Source organism: Herbaspirillum sp. BH-1, assembly GCF_002870055.1.
Taxonomy (GTDB): Bacteria; Pseudomonadota; Gammaproteobacteria; order Burkholderiales; family Burkholderiaceae_D; genus Herbaspirillum; species Herbaspirillum frisingense.
On sequence record NZ_PKOI01000007.1, the window covers coordinates 152,918 to 178,660 of the forward strand.

A 25,743-nucleotide genomic window follows, 5' to 3' on the forward strand; every position below is an offset into this window, starting at 1 on the left:
CGCCACTCACCCGCCCTGCTCCCTTGTTCTCATTTCCAGGATTGCCGATGCTGAAGAAAACCCGTCTCAAGGCCGCCATCGGCGCCGCCTTCGCCGCCACGCTGGTGTTCTCCGCCGGCGCCGCCCAGGCCACCGATCTCGTGGTGTCCGCAGCCGCCAGCCTGACCAATGCCTTCAAGGAGCTGGCACAGTCCTTCGAACAACAGCATCCCGGTGTGAAGGTCATCAGCAACTTCGGTGCCTCGGACGTACTGATGCAACAGATCGTGCGCGGCGCCCCGGCTGACGTATTTGCCTCCGCCGACCAGACCGCCATGGACAAGGCGGTGGCGGAAAAGGCCGTCAACCCGGCCACCCGCAAGAACTTCGCCGCCAACCAGATCGTGGTCATCGTGCCGCATGACGCCCGGCACCAGCCGGCCACGCTGGCCGACCTGACCCGGCCGGACTATCAGCGCATCGCCCTCGGCAACCCGGCATCGGTGCCCTTCGGCCGCTACACCAAGGGCGCGCTGGAACAGGCCGGCCTGTGGTCGCAGGTCCAGGCCAAGGGGGTGATGGCCGAGAACGTGCGCACCAGCCTGGATTACGTGGCCCGTGGCGAAGTCGATGCCGGCTTCGTCTTCGCCACCGATGCCGCAGTGATGCCGGACAAGGTCAAGGTGGCCATCCGCATTCCTTCAGACACGCCGGCCACCTATCCCATCGCCATCACCTCCGGCAGCCGGCAACAGGAACTGGCCGCGCAGTTCGTGGCCTACGTGCTCTCGCCGAACGGGCAGACCGTCCTGGCGCGCTACGGCTTCCTGAAGCCCTGAACCCCAAGGTCGCCTGATGCATCCGGTCTGGACGCCGTTGCTGCTGTCGCTGAAGGTCGCGGGACTGGCAACCCTGCTCAATCTGGTCCTGGGCGTGGCCGCCGCCTATGGGCTGTCGCGCTGGCGCTCGCCGCTGCGTGACTTCATCGATTCGGTCCTGACCCTGCCCCTGGTGCTGCCGCCTACCGTATTGGGCTATTACCTGCTGGTCTTGTTCGGCCGCCGTGGCACCTTCGGCGCCTGGCTGGAGAGCCTGGGCATCCAACTGGTCTTCACCTGGCAAGGCGCGGTACTGGCCTCCACCGTGGTGGCCTTCCCGCTGGTATTGAAAGCGGCCCGGGCCGCCTTCGAGAGCGTGGACCATCAACTGGAAAACGCGGCCCGCGTGCTGGGCGTCTCCGAGGCCGGCGTGTTCTTTCGCGTCAGCCTGCCGCTGGCTACGCGCGGCATCACCGCTGGTGTGCTGCTGGCATTTGCCCGCGCCCTCGGTGAATTCGGCGCCACCCTGATGGTGGCGGGCAACCTGCCGGGCCGCACGCAGACCCTGTCGGTGGCCATCTACGAGGCAGTCCAGGCCGGCGACGACGGCGCAGCCACCTTGCTGGTGGTGATTACCTCGATCACCTGCGTGGTGTTGCTGATGCTGGCCGGACGACTGGTGCCGGACCGCTCGCAGCTGCAGATTCGCTAGACTGTCGCGGTTGATCCCTTTTACCTGTCCCTGCCTGCCGTGAGCATCGACCTCCAGATCCAGAAACAACTGCGTGCCGCTGATCGTGTCTTCGAGCTCGATATCGCCCTGGCTTCCGACAGCCAGCGCATCGTGCTCTACGGTCCCTCCGGCTCGGGCAAGAGCCTCACGCTCAAGGCCATTGCAGGCCTGATGCGTCCCGACAGCGGCCATATCCGCGTGCATGGCCGGGTGCTGTTCGACGCCGCGCAAGGTATCGACCTGCGCGTGCAGGAGCGCAATGTGGCCTACCTGTTCCAGGACTACGCCCTCTTCCCGCACCTGACGGTGGCGCAGAACATCGCCTTCGGCCTGACCCTGGGCAGCTTCAACACACGCCGCCCGGCCCAGCACCCGGCCGTGATGAAGTGGCTGCAGGCTTTCGAACTGGAAGCCATCGCCCACAGCCATCCGGCGCAGATCTCCGGTGGCCAGCGCCAGCGGGTGGCCCTGGCGCGCGCCCTGGTGGCCGAGCCCGACATGCTGTTGCTGGACGAGCCCTTCTCGGCCCTGGACCTGTCCCTGCGCCAGCGCATGCGCCAGGAACTGGCCGACCTGCAGACCCGCCTGCAGGTGCCGATGCTGCTGATCACCCACGATCCGGCCGATGTCGAGGCCCTGGGCCAGACGGTCTTCGAAGTGCGCGACGGCCGCTTGCGGGCGGCTTGACGCCTCCCGGGACAGCCCAGACTACAGACGAAAACTACAGACGAAAAAAAACCGCACCCTTTTGAGGTACGGTCGCAAGTTCGGGGATCACCCCGCCAGCCCGCGCAAGGATGCGGGCCGGCGCTACATCACACATTCACACTCAAACCATTGCACGCGCGGATCAGGCCGCCTTCTTGGCCTTGTCGTCGAAGAATTGTTCATCTTCGGTCGAACCATGCAGCGCAGTGGTGGACGACTGGCCCTGCTGGATCGCCTGGGTCACCGCGTCGAAGTAGCCGGTACCGACTTCGCGCTGGTGCTTGACCGCAGTGAAGCCCTTGGAGGCGGCGGCGAATTCGGCTTCCTGCAGCTCCACGAAGGCCGACATCTGGTTGCGGGCATAGCCGTGGGCCAGGTTGAACATCGAGTAGTTCAGCGCATGGAAACCAGCCAGCGTGATGAACTGGAACTTGTAGCCCATGGCGCCCAGCTCGCGCTGGAACTTGGCGATGGTGGCGTCGTCCAGGTTCTTCTTCCAGTTGAAGGACGGCGAGCAGTTGTAGGCCAGCAGCTTGCCCGGGAACTTGGCGTGGATGGCTTCGGCGAAGGTCTTGGCGAAGGCCAGATCGGGCTTGCCGGTTTCGCACCAGACCATGTCGGCATATTCCGCATAGGCCAGGCCACGCGAGATCGCCTGGTCGATGCCCGGGTGCGTCTTGAAGAAGCCTTCGACAGTGCGCTCACCAGAGAGGAAGGCCTTGTCGTTGGCATCCACGTCCGAGGTCAAGAGGTCGGCCGCTTCGGCATCGGTACGGGCGATCACCAGGGTCTTGGTGCCCATCACGTCAGCCGCCAGGCGTGCTGCATTGAGCTTTTCGCAGGCTTCGCGGGTCGGCACCAGCACCTTGCCGCCCATGTGGCCACACTTCTTCACCGAGGCCAGCTGGTCTTCGAAGTGCACGCCGGCCGCACCGGCCTCGATCATCGACTTCATCAGTTCGAAGGCATTCAACACGCCACCGAAACCGGCTTCCGCATCGGCCACGATGGGCGCGAAGAAGTCGATGTCGTCACGGCCTTCGGACCACTGGATCTGGTCGGCGCGGGCGAAGGTATTGTTGATGCGCTTGACCACCATTGGCACCGAGTTGGCCGGATACAGGGACTGGTCGGGATACATTTCACCGGCCAGGTTGGCGTCGCCGGCCACTTGCCAGCCGGACAGGTAGATCGCCTTCAGGCCGGCCTTGACCTGCTGCATGGCCTGATTGCCGGTCAGTGCGCCCAGGGCGTTGACGAAGGGCTCGTTGTGCACCAGGTTCCACAGCTTGTCGGCACCGCGCTTGGCCAGGGTGTGCTCGATCTGCAGCGAACCACGCAGGCGGACCACATCGGCGGCGCTGTAGTTGCGCTTGATGCCCTTCCAGCGCGGGTTCTCTGCCCAGTCGCGTTCCAGGGCCTGGATTTGCTGTTCACGTGTGCTCATGTGGATCTCCTTTTGGTCAATGATGAAGTGGCTAGAAACTGGATGAAATCGCGAATTCCATGACTTCATAGTAGGCCTGCGGGAGCAGAGCAACAATGTCTTATATAAGATATCTGTAAAATTTTTATACCAATAAATTCAATGGCTTACGATCACGATTTTGCGATGCGGAACGAAAATCCGGAGAATGAAAAGGCCATTTGATGCAGCGCACCCGCACTTTTCATATTGCGAAATGAAGATTTCGTATCGTAAAAACGGGGCAATGTGAAACCTCTTGCGTCCTCATCGTTCATATCCACATCACCCGCACCTGTCCTCTCTGGTTGTTTAAACAAACAAGAAGGCAGAGAATAAGCACCTAACTCATGAAACGGCGATATCACGCCGCCCTGTCTACATGCACTACGCCCTGGACATTCGCACCTTCCTCTTCAGTCATTATTTCTATACGGGTGTGCGGATCGCGATCGGGGTGGTCGGCCTGACCCTGCTGGTGTTCAACGTGGCCGACATGCCCACCACCATGACGGTCTTCCTGGGTGCGCTGTGTACCAGCCTGATGGACCTGCCCAGCCCGCTGCGCCACAAGTTCAACGAAATGCTGGCCGGCGTGCTGCTCTGTACGGTGGTGATGCTGATCATCAGCCTGTGCGCCCCGGTGCCCTGGCTGGTCAGCGCGATGATGGTGGTGGTGAGCTTCTTCGCCAGCATGATGGTGGTCTATGGCAAGAAGACCATGCCGCTGCAGTTCGCCGCGCTCATGGTGATGACCCTGTCGATGGAAAACCAGGTGCCGATCTCGGACGCTTTCCTGCACGCCGTGCTGTTCCTGGGCGGCGGGCTGGGCTACCTGGCCTATTCGATGACGGTGTCGTGGTTCCTGCGCCGCCGCATCAAGCAGCAGGTGCTGGCCGAGGCGCTGTTCGAACTGGCACGCTACCTGCGCATCAAGGCCGACTTCTACGACGTCAAGCATGACCTGGCGGGCCAGTTCAACCAGCTGGTGCGCCAGCAGATCGTGGTGGCCGACAAGCAGCAGGCCTCGCGCGACCTAATCCTGCGGGACTTGCATACCAAGCAGGATGGCCTGCTGGTGCAGGTGCACCTGTCCATGCTGGAGCTCTATGAGCAGGTGCTCTCCACCCACGCCGACTACGCCTTCCTGCGCCAGCACTTCGGCGACAGCGATGTCATGGTCTTCCTGCGCGACCTGGCCACCAAGGCCGCCCAGGACATCGAATCGATCGCCTACGCGGTCACCCGCAAGAAGGCCTCCGAGCCGAGCGTGAACTACAAGGCCGAGCTGCGCGCGGTGCAGTTCGAGATGCAGGAGCTGGCCCTGCCCGGCCCCCGGCAAGCCTCCGAAGAAGCCCTGACCATCCTGCGCGTGACCTACAACAAGATCCGCGACATCATCGAACTGATCGGCCAGGTGCACCAGGCCACCCGCAATCCGGTGGACCCGCTGCCCATCCTGCCGGGCTCGGACATGACCCCCTTCCTGACCCAGCAGAAGTTCAAGTTCAACATGCTGCTGGTGAACCTGCGCTGGCAGTCGCCGATCTTCCGCTTCGCCATCCGGGTCGCACTGGCCGTGACCACGGGCCTTTGGATCGCCAGCCACCTGCCCTACATGTCGCACGGCTACTGGATCGTGCTGACCATCGTCATCATCCTCAAACCCAACTTCAGCGCCACCAAGCAACGCATGGCGGACCGCCTGATCGGCACCGTCATTGGCTGCCTGATCACCATGCTGATCCTGCGCTTCGTCCACAATCCGCTGGGCCAGCTGGCGGTGCTGTTCGCGGCCAGCGTGGCGGCACCGGCTTTCACCTACATCAAGTATCGCTATACCGCCATCGCCGCCTCGGTACAGATCCTGATGCTGCTGAACCTGCTGGTGCCGGCCGGCCACCAGGGCGTGATCGGCGAACGCCTGATCGACACCATCATCGGCGTGCTCATCGCCACCGTGTTCTCCTATGTGCTGCCGGCCTGGGAATACCGCGACCTGCCCAAGCTGCTGCGCAACGTGCTCAAGGCCAGCCAGCGCTACCTGACCGCCAGCCGCGACATGCTCGAAGGGAAGGTGCAGGACGATTTCTTCTATCGGGTCTGTCGCAAGGGCTTCATGGACAGCCTGGCGGCCCTGATCTCGGCGCTGGTGCGCATGATGGACGAGCCGGCCACCAAGCAACGGGCGGTGCGTGAACTGAACCGCTTCATCGTGCAGAACTACCTGGTGGCGGCGCATATCGCGGCGCTGCGCCTGATGCTGCGGCGCCAGCAGGAACATCTGCCGCAGGCCGCCATCAGCAAGCTCATCGAAGACACCTACCTGGAGGCCAGCGAACACCTGGCCGAAGCGCAGCGCCTGCTGGCGCCCAAGCCGAGAAAACGCGGCGGCGCCGTGGTGGTCTCGCCGGAAGCACCGGAAGACAAGGCCCTGTCCGGCAAGATCGAGCTGATAGGTCCGGTCACGCCGGCACCCATCCCGGCCGAAGCGAGCGCCTGGTCGGGCTGGGCCAACCTGCGTCGCCGCAGTCACCAGCTCAATCAGGACCTCAAGGAAATCGTGGCGCAGACGGCGGCCATCGACAAGGAATTGCGCAAGGTACCGGACTGACGCCCTGAACGTCATCCAGGTCGCGCACAAGACAAAAGCCCGCATCTGCGGGCTTTTGTCCAGGTAGTGTCTCTGTACGGCGGGAGGAGGAAGCGTCTGGATGAGTCTGTTCAGAGCGGCGTACGCGCCACCAGCACGCCGTCCACGTCGGCATAGATCCAGTCGCCCGGATGGACCGCTACGCCGGCGATGCCAACCTTGATGTCGGCATCCCCTGCCCCCTTGCGGAAGCTGCGCTGGGGGTGGGTGGCCAGGGCGCGGATGCCGACGTCGCAGGCATTGAGTTCAGCCGCGTCGCGCACACAACCATTGACCAGGATGCCAGTCCAGCCATTGTCCTGTGCCAGTTGCGCCAGGTTGCCACCCACCAGTGCGCAGCGCAGGCTGCCACCGCCATCGACCACCAGCACCTGGCCATTGCCCGGCGTCTCCAGCGTGGCGCGGACCAGCACGTTGTCCTCGAACACCTTCAGGGTCCTGGCCGGACCGCTGAAGGTCTGCCTGCGCCCGAAGGAGGCAAAGATGGGAGGCAGTACGTGCAGGGTACCGCTGGCCAGCTTGTCTTCATTGGCATCGCACAGGTCGCAGGTGGCAAAGGACATCAAGGTCTCCTCATGGTCTGAATGGGCGGGGCCGGGATGGCCTCGGGGACGGACCTATACCGACAGGATGCGGTGCAGGCGCTTCTGATCGAACATACGAGAATCGGCCACCCGCAGCAAGGTCTCCACATCCAGGCCATCGACCGGATAGAGCGATACGCCCACCGACGCATCCACCGTGTACTGCTGCCCATCACGCCCCTCGATGGGCTTGTTGACGGCGTGGCGGATCTTGTCGGCGATGCTGCGGGCCACTTCGATGTCGGTCACGCCATGCAGGTAGACCACGAATTCGTCGCCGCCGAAACGCGCCACCGAATCATCATGCCGCAAGCTGTGCTGCAGTCGTTCGGCAATGGCGATCAAGACCTTGTCGCCTTCGTCGTGGCCATACTCGTCGTTGACGGCCTTGAAGCGGTCGAGGTCGATGAAGAGCAAGGCGAAGTGCAGCGGATTGGCTTCGGAGCTGTTGCGGCGACGGAAGTCGATCTGCGCGATCAGGGAATCACGGTTCAACACATTGGTGAGGCGGTCAGTGCGCAGGTTGCGCTCCATTTCCACGAAACTCAGCGCCAGCTGGCCGATCTCGTCGTTGCGATCGATGTTGAGCGCGGGGAACGGGCTGCCATTGCCGATGCTCTTGGCCGCCAGCGTGAGCTTGCGGATGTCGCGCAGCACCCAGCGCAGCAGCAGGAAACCGATCACGAAGGTCAGGCACACTGCCAGCAGGCCCAGCAGCAGGGTCTGGTAGACGCCGCTGGTGACCGAACCCAGGAAGTCCGAGCGCGGCGCAGCGCTGATGGCCAGCCAGTCCAGCCCGGCCTGGTCATGGTGCAGGCGGAAGGCCACTTCGATCTTGCTGCCCTCGCTGCGCGAACCCAGCAGCACCAGCTTTCCCGGCTCCGGGTTGTGGATGCTCAGGTAGCGCCGCACTTCCTCGAAGGCCTGCTGCACCAGCGGCGACTTGCTGTGTCCGGCATTCAGGCGCAACAGGTCCGAGCCCTGGTCGTTGGACTGGTAGATCGACTCGTCCAGCGAGGTGGCCACGATGTCACCCTTGAGCTCGGTCACGAAGGCCGCGCCATGCGGGCTCAAGGGAAGCTGGCGCAACAGGGTGGACAGCTGCTGCAGGCCAATGCTGCTGTTGGCCACGCCCAAAAGCGTGCCATCGGTATCGAAGATGGGCTTGGACAGGTTGATGCCCACCACATTGGGCCGGCGGTAATCGGCATACACCGGCGACCAGGTCTCGCGCCCCTGCTGGACCGCCTGCACATACCAGGGCCGCTTGCGCGGTTCGTAGTCCTGCACGGCGGCGAGCTTCATCTCGGTGCCGGGGCCGCGCAGGTAATAGACGTAGTTCTTCTCGCCCGGCTCGCGCACGCTGTACATGAAGACGTTGATCTGCTCCTGCTTGATGCCCAGGAAGCTGCCGTCAACCCCACCGAAATAGACGTAGCTGGGGTCGTCGAACAGCGAATTGGCCAGCCAGAGCCGCTCTTCGAGCTCCTTGCGGGTCTTGGGAAACGGCAGCGTCGCCGGCTGCTGGCCCGCCTCCGCCGGCGGCACCGGCGCGGGTGCCACCACGTTCAGGCTTTCGCGTGCGCCCATGGTCTGGCGGTCGATGCCCTGGGAGACCCGACCCATCACTTCGGTCAAGGCATTGCGTGCCAGCACCTCGGTGGCATCGTCGCCGGCGCGATACAGGAACCAGCCGATGGTCAGCACCAGGCAGACCATGAGGAAAATAAACGGCAGGATGAATAGCCGCTGCAGAGACGATTGCTTCAGAATCGCCCCCATGTGCTCTTGCTGCCTTGACCGCGTGTTCCCGATATGACCATGAATTCCTTGCTGCCGGGCAAGCAAAACCCTTCCCGGCGATTGCAGATGAGGCCGTGGCCTCGATCGATGGCGCACCTGTTTTTGTCGTGTGGCGCACTCCCCTTGATGAAGGTAAATATCACATTTTGCGCCGTCTTGGTGAGCGTTTTTTGCAATGCGGCGAAAGAAAAAGCGGTGGCCGATCCGCCCAGGAAGCGCGCTGGACGTGGAGTGTAGCAAAAGCACCAACTAAATTAAATGTATTACAACTTTCGGGAACGGATGTGCAGTAGCGTGCCGATGAAGTGAATCAAATCGCCCGCCCGGATGCATAAAAAAGCGGCAAGACATGAAAACATGTTCTCGCCGCCTTTTATGCTTCGGACCACTTCCTGCTCCGGTCGACCCGACGGCAGATCGGCGCCCTACCGCCTGCCTCCCTGCCACCCTTGCTCCCGGGCAGTTACTTGCTGAACGCCAGTTGGCCGTTCTCCACATCCACATGCACCACGTCCTTGGGACCGAACCTGCCGGCCAGGATTTCCTTGGACAGCGGATTCTCGATCTCCTGCTGGATGGCGCGCTTGAGCGGCCGAGCACCATAGACCGGATCGAAACCGGCTTCGGCGATCTTCTGCAGGCCGGCTTCGCTGATCTGCAGTCCGATTTCCAGCTTGGCCAGGCGCTGCTCCAGGATGCGCAACTGGATCTTGGCGATGGCGCCGATGTTCTTGGCGTCCAGCGCGTGGAAGACCACGATCTCGTCCACCCGGTTGATGAACTCCGGACGGAAGTGCGTGCGCACCTCGGCCATCACGGCCAGCTTCACCAGCGCCGGGTCGCTGTCTTCCATGCTCTGGATACGGTGCGAACCCAGGTTGGAGGTCATCACGATCACAGTGTTCTTGAAGTCCACGGTACGGCCCTGGCCATCGGTCATGCGACCGTCGTCCAGCACCTGCAACAGCACGTTGAAGACATCCGGGTGCGCCTTCTCGATTTCGTCGAGCAGGATCACGCTGTAGGGCTTGCGCCGCACCGCCTCGGTCAGGTAGCCGCCTTCTTCATAGCCGACATAACCCGGCGGCGCGCCGATCAGACGGGCCACGGAATGCTTCTCCATGAACTCGCTCATGTCGATGCGGATCATCGCCTCCTCGGTATCGAACAGGTAGGACGCCAGCGCCTTGCACAGCTCGGTCTTGCCCACGCCGGTGGGGCCCAGGAACATGAAGGAACCGTAAGGCTTGCTGGGATCTCCCAGGCCGGCACGCGAGCGGCGGATGGCGTCGGAAACGGCCACGATGGCTTCTTCCTGGCCCACCACGCGTTCATGCAGCACGTCTTCCATGTGCAGCAGTTTTTCGCGTTCGCCCTGCATCATGCGCGACACCGGGATACCGGTGGCGCGGGCCACGATCTCGGCAATTTCCTCGGCGCCCACCTGGGTGCGCACCAGCTTGGGCTTCTCGGTGGTGGCACCGGCCGCGTCCTTCTTGTTCTGCACCTCCAGCGCAGCTTCCAGCTCGGCCAGCTTGCCGTACTTCAGCTCCGAGACCTTCTGCCAGTCACTCTTGCGGGTGGCCTCTTCCATCTGCAGGCGCACCTTCTCGATTTCTTCCTTCAACTGCTGACCACCCTGGGCGGTCGACTTCTCGGCCTTCCAGATTTCTTCCAGGTCGGCGTACTCGCGCTCCAGCTTTTCGATTTCTTCCTCGATCAGTTGCAGGCGCTTCTGCGAAGCCTCGTCCTTTTCACGCTTGACGGCTTCGCGCTCGATCTTCAGCTGGATCAGGCGACGGTCGAGCTTGTCCATCACTTCCGGCTTGGAATCGATTTCGATCTTGATCTTGGAGGCGGCCTCGTCGATCAGGTCGATGGCCTTGTCCGGCAGGAAGCGGTCGGTGATATAGCGGTGCGACAGCTCGGCCGCAGCCACGATGGCCGGGTCGGTGATATCGACGCCATGGTGCACCTCGTACTTTTCCTGCAGCCCGCGCAGGATGGCAATGGTGGCTTCCACGCTGGGCTCATCCACCAGGATCTTCTGGAAGCGGCGCTCCAGGGCGGCGTCCTTCTCGATGTACTGGCGGTACTCATCCAGCGTGGTGGCACCCACGCAATGCAGCTCGCCACGTGCCAGGGCCGGCTTCAACATGTTGCCGGCATCCATGGCGCCTTCGGCCTTGCCGGCGCCCACCATGGTGTGCAGCTCATCGATGAAGACGATGGTCTGGCCTTCATCCTGGGCGATTTCCTTCAAGACCGCCTTCAGGCGCTCCTCAAATTCACCGCGATACTTGGCACCAGCCAGCAGGGCCGCCATGTCCAGCGACAGCACGCGCTTGGACTTCAGGCTGTCCGGCACTTCGCCGTTGACGATGCGCTGGGCCAGGCCTTCGACGATGGCGGTCTTGCCCACGCCCGGTTCGCCGATGAGTACGGGGTTGTTCTTGCTGCGCCGTTGCAGCACCTGGATGGCGCGGCGGATTTCGTCGTCGCGGCCGATCACCGGATCAAGCTTGCCGGCACGGGCACGCTCGGTCAGGTCCAGGGTGTATTTCTTGAGGGCTTCACGCTGGCCTTCGTCCTGCTGCGAGGACACCGAAGCGCCGCCGCGCACGGCCTGGATGGCCGCTTCCAGCGACTTGCGGGTGAGGCCGTTTTCACGGGCGGCGCGACCGGCGTCGGACTTGTCGTCGGCCAGGCCCAGCAGCACCATTTCGCTGGCGACGAACTGGTCGCCATGCTTTTGCGCTTCCTTGTCGGCCAGGTTCAGCAGGGCCACCAGTTCGCGTCCGACCTGCACTTCGCCGCCGTTGCCGGAGACTTGCGGCAGGCGCTTGACGGCCGCCTGCAAGGCGGTATTCAGGCCGTTCACGTTGACCCCGGCACGCTGCAGCAGCGAGCGTGCGCCGCCGTCATCCTGGCCCAGCAAGGCCAGGATCAGGTGAACGGGTTCGATGTATTGATTGTCGTGGCCGACTGCCTGGGATTGCGCATCGGCCAGCGCTTCCTGCAATTTTGTGGTGAGTTTGTCGAGACGCATGGTTCGCTCCAATTTTTCAATGAGATGAAAGTTGGGCCTGCGCTTTGATTTTCAAGCAATGATCATGCCGCCTGTTTTGATCTGCATCAGTTCGCTGATCATCGTCAGCCCGCCAATGCCCGGTAGCTTGCAAACCCGGCAACACACAGCACGATGGAGCCCAGCAGGTGCAGCGCCGAATGGCCGATGGCCCACAGGTAATCGCCCCGCTGCAAGAGGATCATGGCCTCGGCGGAAAACGTGGAAAAGGTGGTCAGGCCACCCAGGAAGCCGGTCACCGCGAACAGGCGCCATTCGGGCGACAAGCCGGGATGCTGCTCGAAATAGGCCACCAGGAAACCGATCACGTAGGCGCCGAGCCAATTGGCCGCCAGCGTGCCCAGCGGCACGAAGTGGCCGGAGATATTCCACACCACCGAGATGCGCCAGCGCAGCCAGGCGCCCAGCGTCGCTCCGAGTCCCACTGCCAGCCATCCCATCATCGTTCCCCTTGCCTGCCCCATCGGGCCTTGTCGTTTCCAGTGTCAGCGCGTCCCCAGCCCCTGCATTTCTTCCCGCAGGCTGCCCAGGCGCTCCAGCGCCTGATGGTCTTCTTCCAGGGTCTTGTCGACGGTCACATGCATCCAGTCTACCCAGGTGCTGATCTTGGCATCCAGGTACTGGCGCGAAGGATACAACGCATACACGCCCATGTTCTGCAGGCGGTGCTGTGGCAGCACGCGCACGATGCTGCCGGTACGCAAGGCGTCCACCGCCGAATAGATGGGCAGCACGCCGATGCCCATGCCTTCGCGAATCGCGGTAAGCATGGCTTCGGCCACATTCACCTGGAAATTGCTCTTGACCGCTATGACGGCGCCGCCGTCCGGTCCTTCCAGGACCCATTCGTCCAGCGGCGAGATCGGGCTCACCAGTTGCAGGCAGACGTGATTGAGCAGGTCCGCCGGCTGCTGGGGCGCGCCGTACTTGTCCAGGTATGCTGGCGAGGCGCACAGCATGCTGAAGGTGGTCCCCAGCTGTCGGTAGATCAGGCCGGAATCGGGCAACTCCCGCGCCAGCACCAGGGAGACGTCATAACCCTCTTCCAGCATGTCGGGTATGCGTTGGGCCAGCGTCAGCTCCACCGCCACGTCCGGATAGCGCTTCTGGTAACCGGAGATGGAGGGAATCACGTAGCGCTGGCCGAAACTGGTCATGGCGTGGATGCGCAGCCGGCCCGAGGGGCGGACATAGGCCGCGCCGGCTTCTGCCTCAGCTTCGTCAACGTATGCCATGATCTGCTGACAACGCAGCAGATAGCGCTCGCCCGCCTCGGTCAGGGCAATGCGACGCGTGGTGCGGTTCAACAGGCGGGTGCGCAGATGGCGCTCCAGATCGGCCACGGCGCGGGAGACATGGGCGGTGGTCAGGGCCATCTGCTGGGCCGCCTGCGTAAAGCTGCCGGCCTCGACCACGCGCGCGAAGACGCGCATGTTTTGCAGGGTATCCATCTTGTTCCTATCAATAGACAGGTGTCGCGCCAGCAGGCACAACACCGGATGACAGCATTGTTACCCAAAACGGAGCAATCATTATTGCCAAATACGAGATAAAGAATTGCTGAATAGCGGATTTTTTTGGAAATAATTACAAAATACAATACATAACTTCTGATATTTGCATAATTCCGGGCAATCCCATGACACATATCGCCATCCCCAAGCTGCCAGACCTGAAGGTCGTTGCACTGGCGCTGACAATCGCAGCGGCCCTGGCCGGTTGCGCCGATCAGGGCGGCATCCAGCCGCAAGCACACGTGCGCGACGTCGCCGTGCTGGACGCCGGCCAGGCCATCCGCCAGGCCGGCAGCGAGGCCGGCTGGCCGCAACGCGCCTGGTGGCAGGTCTATGGCGATGCGCAGCTGGACCAACTGGTCAGCCGCGCCGTGGCCGGCAACCCCAGCATGGCGGTGGCCGCCGCCCGCGTGCGCCAGGCGCGCTCGCTGGCCGTGGCCACCCACGCCGGCGAGCTGCCCAGCGCCCAGCTGGATGTGGCGGTCGGCCGCAAGGACTGGTCCGATAACGTCTATTACGGCGCCACCTTCCGCGACAAGCTGACCTGGAACAACACCGCCACCCTGGGCCTGTCCTATAACGTCGACCTCTGGGATCGCAACAAGAACGCCACCCTGCGTGCCGAGGACGAAATGCATGCCGTGGCGGCCGACGCCCGCGCCGCCCAGCTCGATCTGGAAGGCAATGTGGTGCGTACCTATGTGCAGTTGGCGCTGCAATACGGCCTGCTGGACAACACCGAAGCCATGCTGAAGGAAGAACAGAAGATCCTCGACCTGGCCCATCGTCGTTTCAAGGGTGGCCTCGGCACCCAGCTTGAGATCACCCAGGCCGAAGCCCCGCTGCCGGAAACCCGGCGCCAGATCGAAGCCCTGCAAGAGAGCATCGCTCTGATCCGCAACCAGCTGGCCGCCCTGCTGGGCGCAGGCCCCGGTGCCGCCGACGGCATCACCCGCCCCACCCTGCAGCTGCAGGCCGCCATCGGCCTGCCCAGCGCACTGCCGGCCGACCTGGTGGGCCGCCGCCCGGACATCAGCGCCGCCCGCTGGCGCGTGGAGGCCGCCGGCAAGGGCATCGCCGTGGCCAAGGCCGCCTTCTACCCCAACATCAACCTGCTGGCCGGCATCGGCCCGGCCGCCGCCGGTGGCGGCTTGTTCTCCTTCCTGTCCGCCCCCAATCTCCAGACCACCTACGGCCCGGCCATCTCCCTGCCCATCTTCGAGGGTGGCCGCCTGCGTGGCCAACTGGGTGCGGCCAGCGCCGGCTATGACATCGAGGTGGAGCACTACAACGCCCTGCTCTCACTAGCCCTGAAGGGTATTTCCGACCAGGTGGTGACATTGCAATCGGTGGCCCGCCAGCAGGAGCAGGCACAGCAATCGGTGCAAGCCGCGCAAAAGAACGTGGATATCGCCACCCGTGCCTACCAGCGCGGCCTGACCGATTACCTCAACATCCTGCACACCCAGACCCAATGGCTGCGCCAGCAGCAGATCGTGCAGCAATTGCAGGCCCAGCGCCTGGCAGCCTATGCGGCGCTGCAGACTGCGCTGGGCGGTGGCATGGACAATGGCACTGAGCCTGATGAGCAGGTGGCCGCGCAATGAGCACCCCCGGCACACCCACGCCCACCACACCCGCCCTGTCGCTCAAGGCGCAACTGCACGAGGCTGCCCGCGACTGGTGGCGCAGTGATGCCCCAACCTGGGTCTATGTGTTCAAGATGGTCTTCGCTGGCCTGCTGGCGCTGGGCATCGGCTACGGGCTGGACCTGGAGTCGCCGCGCTCGGCGCTGATCACGGTCTTCATCGTCATGCAGCCGCAAAGCGGGATGATCCTGGCCAAGAGCTTCTACCGGGTCATCGGCACCCTGGTCGGCTCAGCCGCCGTGGTGGTCTTCGTGGGTCTGTTCGCGCAGACGCCGGAACTGTTCCTGCTGGCCTCGGCCCTGTGGATCGGCCTGTGCACGGTGGGCTCGGCGCACAATCGCAACTTCCGCTCGTACGGCTTCGTGCTGTCCGGCTATACGGTGGCGCTGATCGGGCTGCCGGCCGCACTGCATCCGGCCATTACCTTCGATTCTGTGATGACACGGGTGTCCGAGATCATGGTCGGCATCGTCTGCGTGGGCCTGGTCAGTGCGCTGGTGTTTCCGCAGGCCAGCGCACCGGGCCTGGTGCGCATCATCCGTGGCCGCTTTACCGCCTTCGTCGACCTGATCAGCGCTACCCTGGGCGGCAGCAACGACCGCAAGCAGCTGGAAGCCACCAATGCCCGCTTCGTGGGCGACATCATCGGCCTGGAAGCCATGCGCAGCTCGGCCATCTTCGAAGACCCGGAAGTGCGCCTGCGCAGCGGCCGCCTGAGCCGCATGAACAGTGAATTCATGGCACTGTCCACCCGCGTCCACGCGCTGCACCAGCTGATGAACCGGCTGCACGCCAATCCCGCGCCCGATGCGCAAGTGGTCATCGCCGCCATCTCGCCCTATTTCCGCGAGGTGCAGCCCTTGCTGACCCGCGCCAGCGGCGAACCGGTGATGAGTGCAGTGGATGCCGCCGACGCCGCCCTCAAGCTGGACGCCTTCAAGCGCGAGCTGCCGCGCCGCGTGCGCGCGACCCGTGGCACGCTGGCCGAACAGTGCGACAGCGACAGCGCCATGCTGGATTTCGATACGGCATCTGAACTTCTGTACCGCGTGGTCGAAGAACTGCATGCCTACACCCTGACCTATGCCTCGCTGAACCAGCGCCACCACGAGCGCGAGCAATGGGAGCATTCCTATGCCCCCAAGACCAGCATGACCACGGCATTGATCGCCGGTGCCCGCGCCGCCATCGTGATGCTGTGCCTGGCCGGGTTCTGGATCGCCAGTGGCTGGCCCAGCGGCGACGTGGCCGTGCTCAACGCGGCGGCTTTCTGCGCCATCACCTCGGCCGCCCCCGACCCGGCCAAGGCCACGCGCACGGTCGCCATCGGCGTGCTCTTCGCCGCCGTGGCCGGCTATGTCTACACCTTCCACATCCTGCCGCGCCTGGATGGCTACTGGATGCTGGCCAGCGCGCTCATGCCGGTACTGATGCTGGCCGTCTGGCTGACCACGAAACCCAAATGGGCAGGTTACGGCCTGGGTATCTGCATCTTCTTTCCCTTCCTGGCGGTACCGGACAACTTCGCCCACTTCAACGCGGCCGGCTACCTGAACGAATCGGTGGCGCTGGTGGTGTCCTTGCTGGTGACGGCCGTGGCCTTCATGCTGCTGCTGCCGCCGACCACCGACTGGACCGTGCGCGTGCTGGAAAAGCAATTGCGCAAGCAGGTGGTGGACGCCTGTTTCGGCAAGCTGGGCCGCCTGGCGCTGAAGTTCGAAAGCGGCACCCGCGACCTGATGCACCAGATCACGATCCTCACCAGCAGTCGCCCGGTCCTGCGCCAGAAGGCGCTGGGCTGGATGTTCGCCACCCTGGAAGTGGGCCACGCCATCATCGAACTGCGTACCGAACTGCACGGCATCCGCACCGAAACCCCGGACCTGCTGCCGCCCTCCGCCTATGCCGCACTGAACCGCCTGCGTGAAGCCATCCCGGCCCTGTTCGCCCGGCCGTCGGCGGCGACCCTGCAGACGGCGCTGGACGCCAATGACGCCACCATCGTCGAAGTCCAGACCGCCATCGGCCCGCATTACCGCGAACGCAGCGAACGTCATCGCCTGCAACGCACCCTGAGTTACCTGCACTTCATCCGCACCGCCCTGCTCGATCAGCAATCGCCGCTGCATACCATGCGCGCCGGTGCCAACCCCGCTTCCGGAGAACGCCATGCCACGTGAGATTTCCTTCTTCGACGCCTACATTCCAACGGTCCTGCTGCTGGCCGTGCTGGCCGCCGTCCTGGCCATGGCCGCGGACCGCGTCCTGGTGCGGCTGGGCTTCTACGAACTGACCTGGCACCCGGCGCTGTTCCGCGTGAGCCTGTTCGTCTGCCTGGCGGCCTTACTGGGGCTGTTCGTGTATCGCTAGCGGACATCGGCTTTACCGCCTTCTGCGCCAAACCCATCACTTCAGAAAAGATAAAGAAACAATCAGGAGTAGTTCACCATGTCGGTCAAATCGATTTTCCGCGTCCTCGTCACTTCGGCCATTTTCCTCTTGGCCATCCTGCTCGCCTGGAGCCTGTGGCAGCACTACATGCATTCCCCCTGGACCCGCGACGGCCGGGTGCGCGCCGAAGTGGTCAACGTCGCGCCGGACGTCTCCGGCCAGGTGGTGGCCCTGCCGGTGCGTGACAACCAGCTGGTCAAGAAGGGCGACCTGCTGATGGAAATCGACCCGGCCCGCTACACGCTGGCGCTGCAACAGGCCGAGGCCGCCGTCACCGCGCGCAAGGCAGATCTGGATGTGCGCCGTGCCGAGGTCGAGGCACGCCGCGCCGACCTGGCCATGCGCCGCGCCCAGGCCCGCCGCCGGGCCGACGTAGATGCGCTGGTGGTGTCGCGGGAAGCCCGCGAAGATGCCGGCAGCCAGGTCACCGCCTCGCAAGCCCAGGTGGAAGCCGCCCAGGCCCAACTGCAAGGCGCCCAGGCGCAATACCAGGCGGCCCTGTCACAGCGCGATACGGCCAGGCTGAACCTGGAGCGCACCAAGGTGTTCTCCCCGGTGGATGGCTATGTGACCAACCTGGCCGTGCGTCGCGGCGACTATGCGGCTGCCGGCGCGGCCAAGATCGCGCTGATCGACAGCCACTCCTTCTGGGTCTATGCCTATTTCGAGGAAACCAAGCTGCCGCTGCTGTCCATCGGTGACCGCGCCAAGATCCAGCTGATCAACGGCGCCACCCTGGAAGGCCACGTCGACAGCATCGCTCGCGGCATCTACGACCGCGACAATCCGCAAAGCCGCGAACTGACCGCCGATGTGAACCCGACCTTCAACTGGGTGCGGCTGGCGCAGCGCATCCCGGTGCGCATCCAGCTCGACAAGGTGCCGGAACATGTACTGCTGGCCTCGGGGCTGACTTGCACGGTGGTCTTGGAGCCGGGGAGCGGCAAGTCGCAGACGGCAGCGCGCAACTGAACCAGCCTGAGATAGCGGGAAGGCGGCCTTGATGCACAATCAGGCCGCCTTTTTCATGTGCGCTTGCGCGCCACCGCACCCACGCTCATGCCGACCGGCTTGAGCAGCTTGTCGGCGGTGGCCAGCGTGGGGCTGGACTCACCGCGTTCGATATCCTGCAAGGTGCGGGCAGATACGCCGCACAGCTTGGCGTATTCGGCAATGGTCAGGCGCAAGGTGGTGCGGATCTTGCGGATCACGGCGGGAATGGGCAGGGTCGGATCGGCGGCCAGTTCGTCGAACAGCGCACGCCGTTCTTCCAATTGCTCGATGGCAGTGAGCGGCTTGAAACGCTTGTCCATTCAAAGCGCCTCCAGCTGGGTACGGACCTGGGCCAGCGTGGTGGTCAATGGGTCGAGGAATTGTGCGTCGATGCGCAGATCGCGGGCGCGCTCCAGCAGTCCCGCCAGCGGCTGTGCCATCTCGCGCACAGCCGCCCGCACCGGTGCTGCCTCCAGTCGGGCCGCGTCGCAGGCCTGCGCGATCGCGCTGGCCCACTGCGGCGAACCGCCGTCATCGTGCTCCCAGCGCATGCGGCGGGCGATGCCATCCGGATGCAACCACATGGGCGCGAAGTCGAACAGCGGCGTGAGCCCGATCTGCCCCTGCGCGTCGCGCCGGATGGCAGTGTTGCGGGCATGGTTGTCGCGGTTGCGCAAGACGATGTTGGCGATGTCGCGCTTGAGGTATTCGATGACCTCCCCCATTGGATCGGTGGCGACCTGGCCCAGCCGGGCACAGGCGGCATTGTGCGACGGGGTCGCGGCAAAGCCGGTGACCCCGCATAGCGAGGCGATGCTTTCCTGCGCATGACGCACCACCCGGCCGTGGCGCAGCTCCCGGTCGAAACGCGGGATGAACAAGGCCTTGCCATGCAGTTCCAGCGCCTCGTGGACCTTCAGGCCGAGGCTGGCGGCCAACTGCATGTAAGGGGCTTCCAGTCGCAGGATGTTGGCCAGATCAGGATCGGGGCCACGCCCGAACTTGACGATGTAGTGGCGTTCGGCCAGTTCATCGGGCAAGGCGTGGTCAAGGTAGAACAGGCCGTCGCGCGCGCGCGTCAACAGAATCTTCGGCCATTCCCCCTGCACCCCTGAGGAACCGGCCAGGAACAATCCGTGTTGGGCCAGGTATTCGCTGAAGTCTTCCGAACGCGCGGCGATTTCATCGATGCCGAATCCGCGCAACAGCGGCCCGCTGCGTTGCTGGGCCCATTGCCAGGCTTCGAGCACGCGCATGTTCCCGATGGGATTGCCAGCCCCGGCGCAGAGCAGCGGCCAGTCGGCACTGGCCTCGGCGCGCTCGTCCAGGCCAAGCTGGCGCAGCAATTCGCCACGACCATAGCCCTGCGGCAACAGATCGATCAGAAAAGCCGGCCACCGGCTTTCTTGCAAAGCGTCGAAGCTCACCGGCACATTGACCGACACCGCAGCCGCATCGCGCCTATCCTGGTAGTCCACCACATGCGCCGCCTCATAGGCCAGGAAGGACGAGGCCGCCATGCCCTGCTCTACCGGGCCGGTCAGGGACAACGCGGCCGCGTCGCGCCAGGTGCCGTCGATATGTAGTTGCAGGGTGCAGGAAGTCTTCATATACACATCATACTATCATCAATATCCATAAAATCCAGGACAAACATGATAGTTTGATGTGCAAAAAGCCGTATTCAGGTGGCAAACACCTGCCACACCAACCAAACGTTGGCCGCCGAGATCGCCACGAACAGCAGCCACGCCGTGGCACTGACCCACCAGCGGTTGACCAGCTCGCCCATCAGGTCGGCTCGGCTGGTCAGGCGGATCAGCGGATACATGGCAAAGGGCAATTGCAGCGACAGCACCACCTGGCTGGCCACCAGCAGCTTGCCCACCGAATGCGGCCCCAGGGTAAGCACGCCGATCAGCGCCGGCACCAGCGCCAGGGCGCGGGTGATGACGCGGCGCTGCCAGCAGGGAATCTTCAGCTTCAGGAAGCCTTCCATGATGACCTGGCCGGCGATGGTGCCGGTGAAGGTCGAGCTCTGGCCGGACGCGAACAGGCCCACGCCGAACAGGATGGCCGCCATGGCCGAGCCGGTGATGGGGTCCAGCAGATGGTAGGCCTCATCCAGCTCGGCGACCTGGGTATTGCCGCTCTTGTGGAAGGCGGTGGCGGCCAGGATCAGGATGGTGGCGTTGATGACCATGGCGATCAGCAGCGAAATCGTGGTATCGACCCGGGTGTAGCGCACCGCCTCCAGCAGGGAGGCCGGATCGCGCCGCACGCTGCGGGTCTGCACGATGGAAGAATGCAGGTAGAGATTGTGCGGCATCACGGTGGCGCCGATGATGCCGATGGCCAGATACAGCGGCTCGCGGCTGGAGATGGCCTGCAGCGAGGGAACGAAGCCTTGCATCACCTCATGCCAGTCGGCCTTGACGAAGGCCAGTTGTCCCAGCAGGCAGGCGGCGATCGTGATGACCAGTCCGAGGATGATGGCCTCCACCTGGCGGAATCCCCTGCCCTTCAGTCCCAGCACGATCAGGGTATCGAGCGCGGTCAGCAGCACGCCCACCGGCAGCGATACGCCCAGCAGCAGGTTGAAGGCCAGCGCGCAGCCCAGCACTTCGGCCAGGTCGCAGGCGATGATGGAGAGTTCGGCCAGCACCCACATGCCCTTGCCCACGGCGGGCGGGTAATGTTCGCGTGAATGCACCGCCAGATCCTTGCCGGTGGCGATGCCCAGGCGCGCGCACAGGCATTGCAGCACGATGGCGGCCAGGCTGGAGAGCATCACCACGAACAGCAGCTGGTAGCCGAACTGCGAACCGGCCTGGATGGACGTGGCCCAGTTGCCCGGGTCCATGTAGCCGATCGACACCAGCAGGCCCGGGCCGACGTAGATGCGCAGCTTTTGCCAGACCGAGGCACCGGCCGGCACAGCCACCGAGCCCGCCACTTCGGACGGGCAGAATGGCGCGGTCGCCGTGGTCGGCAGACCGGGAATGCGCGGCATGCGTGGTAAACGTGGAATTTGAAACTTCAGTGGCAAGACGGTTTCCCCCTGTGATCGCCCTTGGCGGCCGGCACCGGGATCAAGCTCCCGAGGCAGGACGCCTTATTGTTTCCACTTGCTCAGTGCCGTGTCGTCGCTCTCTCGTGCATCGACCCAGCGGGCGCCGTCCGGCGTCTGTTCCTTCTTCCAGAACGGCGCCTGGGTCTTGAGGTAATCCATGATGAATTCGCAGGCTGAGAAGGCTTCGCCGCGATGGGGCGAGGTGACGGCCACCAGCACGATCTGCTCCAGCGGCTGCATGGGCCCGATGCGATGGATCACCAGCGCATCGAAGATGGGCCAGCGCGCCTTGGCCTGTTCCACGATCTGCTCCAGGGCGCGCTCGGTCATGACCGGATAGTGTTCCAGCTCCATGGCCGAGACGGCCGCGCCCTCGTTGAGATCGCGCACCGTGCCCACGAAGCTCACCACCGCCCCTACGCGGGGATTGGACAGGCGCAGTTGCGCCACTTCAGCGGAGAGATCGAAATCGGCGGTCTGGACGCGGACAGGCATGGCTGGACGGAAAGTGAAAGGCAGGGCTGCGATTCTACCAGCGCAGCCCTGCCCGCGAGCACACGTGGATCAGACGATCAGACGATCAGCCCCCACAGCAGCAGCGTCATGCCCAGGCCGATCACCGAGACCAGGGTCTGGATCACCGACCAGGTCGCCAGGGTCTGCTTGAGGTTCAGGCCGAAGTATTCCTTGACCATCCAGAAGCCGGCGTCATTGACGTGGCAGAAGAACACCGAACCGGCACCGATGGCCAGGGCCATCAGCGAATTGTGGGTCGCCGACAGACCCGCCACCAGAGGCGCGACGATGCCGGCGGTGGCGGTCGTGGCGACGGTGGCCGAACCGGTGGCCTGGCGCAGTGCCACGGCGATGATCCAGGCCAGGAGGATCAGCGGCATGTGGGTGCCGGTGGCGATCTTGGTGATGGTGTCGCTGATGCCGGCGGCCAGCAGGGTCTGCTTGAGGCCGCCACCAGCGCCGATGGTCAGCAACAGGCCGGCGATGGGCGGCAAGGCGCGGCGCAGCGTGGCACCCACCTCGAAGCGGCTGCTGCCCTGGCCCCAGCCCAGCACCACCACGGCAAACAGCACCGTGACGGTCAGGGCGATGATGGGTTCGCCGAAGAAGTTGAGCATCTCAAACAACTCGGTCTTGGGCGTGACCCAGATGCGCGCCACGGTACGGCCCAGCATCAGCGCCACCGGCAGCAGGATGGTCACCAGCGAGGCGACGAAGCCCGGCTGCGACTGCCCTTCACGGGCACTGAAGAGCTTGCCGATCTGGTCCGGTTCGGCCAGGTTCAGGCGCGGTGCCAGGAAGTTGCCATACAGCGGGCCAGCAATGATGACCGCCGGAATGGCGACAATGAAGCCCAGCAGCATGGTGGTACCGAGATCGGCATGCAGGGCCGACACGGCAATCAAGGGGCCGGGGTGCGGTGGCAAGAGCGCGTGCAGCGTGGTCATGCCGGCCAGCGCGGGAATGGCCACACGCATGATGGGCAACTGCGAACGGCGTGCCATGACGAAGATGATCGGCGCCATCATCACCAGCCCGACCTCGAAGAACAGCGGCAGGCCGACCACCAGGGCCACCAGCGCCATCATCCAGGGAATGATGCTGCCGCGCGCATAGCGCAGCAGGGTATTGACGATGCGGTCGGCCGCGCCGGACTCGGCCATGAGCGCGCCCAGCATGGCGCCCAGGGCGATAATGATGCCGGCCTCGCCCAACAGGCTGCCAGCGCCCTTGCTGAAGGCCTTGGCGATGTCTTCCAGCGGCAGGCCGGCACCGATGCCGGCGATGAAGGTGCCGATGAGGATGGACAGGAAGGGTGCGATGGACAGGAAGCTGATCAGCACCACGATGGCGATCAATGCCGCCAGCGTGACCAGCAGCAACTGCGTGTCCTGGGCCGCCCAGGCGGCCAGATGGGTCGAAATCAAGATGGTTCCTTCTTAGGTGTGGATGAATGCGCATCGATGGACGATGTCTTCTACATCTCTCCGCAGGCATGTTTGGCGCATGACTGGTCTCCTCCCAAAGAATCCGGATTCCGAATGTTGTGGGCTTGCCCGCTTAACGCGGGTCTTCCGTCTTTTGCCAGACGCTGGCCAACCACGGCTGCTGCTCACGCGGCAAACCGTCAGGGCGGTAATAATGCCGCAATTCAACGAATCCTGCTGGCAGCAGGTAACGGCGCCAGCCCTCCAGGCTGTGCCAGACGCCATAGCGCGGACCGCTCCAGCCTTCCAGGTCTTCCCCGCGGGGATTGGAACTGAAGAGGATGCCGCCCGGCTTGAGGCTGGCGTGCAATCGGGAGAGCACGCTCGGCAGTGCAGCCGAAGGCACATGGAACAGCGAGGCATTGGCGAAGATGCCGTCGAAGCGTTGCGGCGGCAGGTCCAGCTGCAGGAAGTCCTGGTGCCAGACCTCGCAGCCACTGGCCGCACGCGCCATCTCGACAAACTCGGCCGTGCCGTCCAGCCCGACGGCGACATGGCCGCGCCGGGTGAATTCGATCAGGTCGCGTCCCGGGCCACAGCCGAAGTCCAGAATCGTGAAGGGTCCCTGCCCGGCCTGGCCGGCTCTGGTCCGCAAGGCCTCCAGCAAGGCCGCCATGTTCTGGCTGACGTCATGATCCCAGGTGCCTTCGCGAAAGCTCTGAGCATTGCTGCTGTAGTGCGCAATCGTGCCGACCGAGGGATCCCGACGGGTGCCCATGTCAGCCACCGGTGACCGGCGGGAAGAAGGCCACTTCGCCGCCCTCGGCAATCTCGGTATCGGCCTCGGTCATGTCATGGTCATAGGCCATGCGCAGATTCTTTTCCGGCCCCAGCACCTCGGCCCAGATGCCGCCCCGCCCCATCAGGAAGGCGCGCACGTCGCCGACGGTCTTGACGCTGTCCGGCAGCTCGATGATTTCCTGCGAGGTCTGCAGGGCTTCGCGCACGCTGGCGAAGAAACGGAGTTCGATTTTCATGAAGGGAAATTCCTTGGTGGTTCAGTTGAGCAGATGATCGAAGGCCAGGAACTGCACCATGTCACCGGCGGCGATGGTCTGTCCGGGCGGGTTGTCGATCAGGCCGTCGGCCCAGGCGGTCGAGGTCAGCACGGCCGAGCCCTGGCTGGGGAAGAGATCCAGTCCGCCCTGGACATTGCGGCGCACGCGCAGGAATTCCTGGCGGCGGTCGGCGCGGGGCCAGTCGAAGTCAGCACGCATGCTCACTGGCTGCGGCAGCACGGCAGCGCGTGGCAGGCCCTGCAGACGCAGCAGGAAAGGTCGTACGAACAGCAGGAAGGTGACGAAGGAAGAGACAGGATTACCGGGCAAGCCCATGAAGAAAGCTTCACCCGCGCCCTCTTCTCCGCGCCGCACCTGACCGAAGGCCAGGGGCTTGCCGGGTTTCATGGCGATCTGCCACATGTTGATGCGCCCTTCCGCTTCCACGGCCGGCTTGACGTGGTCTTCCTCGCCCACGGAAACACCGCCGCTGGTGATGATGAGGTCATGTTCACGGGCGGCTTCGCGCAGGGTCTGGCGGGTGGCGGCCAGGTTGTCGGGAACGATGCCGTAGTCGCTGACGGCGCAACCCAGTTTTTGCAGCAGGCCACGCAGGAGGAAGCGGTTGGAGTTGTAGATGGCACCGGGCTTGAGGGGCTCGCCGGGCATGGTCAGTTCGTCGCCGGTGAAGAACACCGCCACCCGTACCCGGCGCAGTACCTCCAGTTCGGCCTGGCCGACCGAAGCCGCCAGCCCCAGTTCCTGCGGACGCAGACGGGTGCCGGCGTCGAGGATGGTGCTGCCCTGGCGGATGTCTTCGCCGATATAGCGCACCCATTCGCCGCTGGTCGGCACATGGCGGATCACGACCTGCTCACCGTCCACCTCGCAGGCTTCCTGCATGACGATGGCGTCTGCGCCCTCGGGCAGCATGGCGCCGGTGAAGATGCGGGCGGCCGTGCCGGCTTCCAGCGGCTGGCCGACGTGACCGGCGGGAATGCGCTGCGACACCCGCAGGCGCGCCTGGCCGGAGGCGCAATCGGCAGCGCGCACGGCATAGCCGTCCATCTGTGAATTGTCCATGCCAGGCACGTTGATGTGGGCCTGCACGGGGGCGGCCAGCACGCGGTCGCAGGCGTCCAGGGTGGCGATGGTCTGGCTGCCGGTGACCGGCACGGCCGCATCGAGCAGGGTGTCGAGCGCCTGGGCGACACTTTGCATGGGCGCGCGG

General features: G+C 64.3%; 23 protein-coding genes. 9 read left to right on the top strand and 14 right to left on the bottom strand.

The features are described from left to right. The first annotated feature begins 47 nt into the window (after positions 1–47). Genes modA through HBH1_RS11955 form a run of 3 tightly spaced genes read left to right on the top strand, consistent with a single transcriptional unit; the run spans position 48 to position 2,217 of the window. Positions 48–818, top strand: coding sequence for a molybdate ABC transporter substrate-binding protein (modA, locus tag HBH1_RS11945; RefSeq protein WP_102662932.1), 771 nt, complete (start codon positions 48–50; stop codon positions 816–818). 16 nt (positions 819–834) lie between these two features. After that, a complete protein-coding gene (modB, locus tag HBH1_RS11950; protein WP_006462603.1) occupies positions 835–1,509 on the top strand; it encodes a molybdate ABC transporter permease subunit in 675 nt (224 codons plus the stop codon). A 39-nt stretch (positions 1,510–1,548) separates the two neighbouring features. Further along, positions 1,549–2,217 (top strand): sulfate/molybdate ABC transporter ATP-binding protein, encoded by a 669-nt coding sequence (locus HBH1_RS11955; RefSeq protein ID WP_102662933.1) that lies wholly within the window; start codon positions 1,549–1,551, stop codon positions 2,215–2,217. A gap of 163 nt (positions 2,218–2,380) precedes the next feature. Here the strand turns inward: HBH1_RS11955 and aceA are convergent, their stop codons facing one another. Beyond that, positions 2,381–3,685: an isocitrate lyase gene (gene aceA, locus HBH1_RS11960; RefSeq protein WP_102662934.1), complete on the bottom strand. Its 1,305-nt coding sequence runs from the start codon at positions 3,683–3,685 to the stop codon at positions 2,381–2,383. Between the two features lie 400 nt (positions 3,686–4,085). Here aceA and HBH1_RS11965 point away from each other — a divergent pair, with 400 nt between their 5' ends. Further along, positions 4,086–6,317 carry an FUSC family membrane protein gene (locus tag HBH1_RS11965; protein ID WP_102662935.1) on the top strand — a complete coding sequence of 744 codons (2,232 nt, stop codon included), beginning with the start codon at positions 4,086–4,088 and terminating at the stop codon, positions 6,315–6,317. Between the two features lie 110 nt (positions 6,318–6,427). Here HBH1_RS11965 and rraA read toward each other — a convergent pair whose 3' ends face one another. After that, positions 6,428–6,919, bottom strand: a complete 492-nt coding sequence (gene rraA / locus HBH1_RS11970) for a ribonuclease E activity regulator RraA (protein ID WP_102662936.1) — start codon at positions 6,917–6,919, stop codon at positions 6,428–6,430. A 54-nt stretch (positions 6,920–6,973) separates the two neighbouring features. Next, a complete protein-coding gene (locus tag HBH1_RS11975) occupies positions 6,974–8,722 on the bottom strand; it encodes a diguanylate cyclase (RefSeq protein ID WP_102662937.1) in 1,749 nt (582 codons plus the stop codon). Positions 8,723–8,817: 95 nt separating this feature from the next. On the opposite strand from HBH1_RS11975, the gene HBH1_RS24905 reads away from it, so the two are divergent. Further along, complete coding sequence (locus tag HBH1_RS24905; protein ID WP_146012849.1) at positions 8,818–9,036, top strand: hypothetical protein; 219 nt, start codon at positions 8,818–8,820, stop codon at positions 9,034–9,036. Positions 9,037–9,206: 170 nt separating this feature from the next. On the opposite strand, the gene clpB is transcribed toward HBH1_RS24905, so the two are convergent. The 3 genes from clpB to HBH1_RS11990 form a co-directional block, all read right to left on the bottom strand. After that, positions 9,207–11,792 carry an ATP-dependent chaperone ClpB gene (gene clpB / locus HBH1_RS11980; RefSeq protein ID WP_102662938.1) on the bottom strand — a complete coding sequence of 862 codons (2,586 nt, stop codon included), beginning with the start codon at positions 11,790–11,792 and terminating at the stop codon, positions 9,207–9,209. A gap of 104 nt (positions 11,793–11,896) precedes the next feature. Beyond that, positions 11,897–12,271, bottom strand: coding sequence for a fluoride efflux transporter CrcB (crcB, locus tag HBH1_RS11985; protein WP_102663003.1), 375 nt, complete (start codon positions 12,269–12,271; stop codon positions 11,897–11,899). A 45-nt stretch (positions 12,272–12,316) separates the two neighbouring features. Then, positions 12,317–13,282 carry a LysR family transcriptional regulator gene (locus HBH1_RS11990; protein ID WP_102662939.1) on the bottom strand — a complete coding sequence of 322 codons (966 nt, stop codon included), beginning with the start codon at positions 13,280–13,282 and terminating at the stop codon, positions 12,317–12,319. A 188-nt stretch (positions 13,283–13,470) separates the two neighbouring features. Between HBH1_RS11990 and HBH1_RS11995 the strand changes: the two genes are divergently transcribed. The 4 genes from HBH1_RS11995 (at position 13,471) to HBH1_RS12010 (ending at position 18,417) form a co-directional block, all read left to right on the top strand. Next, positions 13,471–14,952, top strand: coding sequence for an efflux transporter outer membrane subunit (locus HBH1_RS11995; protein WP_102662940.1), 1,482 nt, complete (start codon positions 13,471–13,473; stop codon positions 14,950–14,952). After that, positions 14,949–17,174 carry an FUSC family protein gene (locus HBH1_RS12000; protein WP_102662941.1) on the top strand — a complete coding sequence of 742 codons (2,226 nt, stop codon included), beginning with the start codon at positions 14,949–14,951 and terminating at the stop codon, positions 17,172–17,174. The genes HBH1_RS11995 and HBH1_RS12000 overlap by 4 nt, the downstream gene beginning before the upstream one ends. Continuing rightward, on the top strand, positions 17,164–17,364 hold the full coding sequence (locus HBH1_RS12005; protein ID WP_077237077.1) for a DUF1656 domain-containing protein: 201 nt from the start codon (positions 17,164–17,166) through the stop codon (positions 17,362–17,364). The genes HBH1_RS12000 and HBH1_RS12005 overlap by 11 nt, the downstream gene beginning before the upstream one ends. A 78-nt stretch (positions 17,365–17,442) precedes the next feature. Then, a complete protein-coding gene (locus HBH1_RS12010; protein WP_102662942.1) occupies positions 17,443–18,417 on the top strand; it encodes an HlyD family secretion protein in 975 nt (324 codons plus the stop codon). Between the two features lie 53 nt (positions 18,418–18,470). On the opposite strand, the gene HBH1_RS12015 is transcribed toward HBH1_RS12010, so the two are convergent. The 8 genes from HBH1_RS12015 to glp all read right to left on the bottom strand — a co-directional run bounded on the left by HBH1_RS12015 (position 18,471) and on the right by glp (position 25,733). Further along, positions 18,471–18,758 (bottom strand): helix-turn-helix transcriptional regulator, encoded by a 288-nt coding sequence (locus HBH1_RS12015; protein WP_077237075.1) that lies wholly within the window; start codon positions 18,756–18,758, stop codon positions 18,471–18,473. Then, a complete protein-coding gene (locus HBH1_RS12020; protein WP_102662943.1) occupies positions 18,759–20,048 on the bottom strand; it encodes a type II toxin-antitoxin system HipA family toxin in 1,290 nt (429 codons plus the stop codon). It abuts the gene before it with no gap. 74 nt (positions 20,049–20,122) lie between these two features. Further along, positions 20,123–21,451, bottom strand: a complete 1,329-nt coding sequence (locus HBH1_RS12025) for an Nramp family divalent metal transporter (RefSeq protein WP_102662944.1) — start codon at positions 21,449–21,451, stop codon at positions 20,123–20,125. Positions 21,452–21,553: 102 nt separating this feature from the next. Further along, positions 21,554–22,006 carry a molybdopterin synthase catalytic subunit MoaE gene (moaE, locus tag HBH1_RS12030; protein WP_102662945.1) on the bottom strand — a complete coding sequence of 151 codons (453 nt, stop codon included), beginning with the start codon at positions 22,004–22,006 and terminating at the stop codon, positions 21,554–21,556. Positions 22,007–22,083: 77 nt separating this feature from the next. After that, positions 22,084–23,454: a GntT/GntP/DsdX family permease gene (locus tag HBH1_RS12035; protein ID WP_102662946.1), complete on the bottom strand. Its 1,371-nt coding sequence runs from the start codon at positions 23,452–23,454 to the stop codon at positions 22,084–22,086. Positions 23,455–23,587: 133 nt separating this feature from the next. Beyond that, on the bottom strand, positions 23,588–24,232 hold the full coding sequence (locus HBH1_RS12040; protein WP_102662947.1) for a class I SAM-dependent methyltransferase: 645 nt from the start codon (positions 24,230–24,232) through the stop codon (positions 23,588–23,590). 1 nt (position 24,233) lies between these two features. Next, positions 24,234–24,491 carry a molybdopterin converting factor subunit 1 gene (gene moaD, locus HBH1_RS12045; protein WP_006462622.1) on the bottom strand — a complete coding sequence of 86 codons (258 nt, stop codon included), beginning with the start codon at positions 24,489–24,491 and terminating at the stop codon, positions 24,234–24,236. A gap of 21 nt (positions 24,492–24,512) precedes the next feature. After that, positions 24,513–25,733 carry a molybdopterin molybdotransferase MoeA gene (gene glp, locus HBH1_RS12050; RefSeq protein ID WP_233207592.1) on the bottom strand — a complete coding sequence of 407 codons (1,221 nt, stop codon included), beginning with the start codon at positions 25,731–25,733 and terminating at the stop codon, positions 24,513–24,515. Positions 25,734–25,743 lie beyond the last annotated feature (10 nt).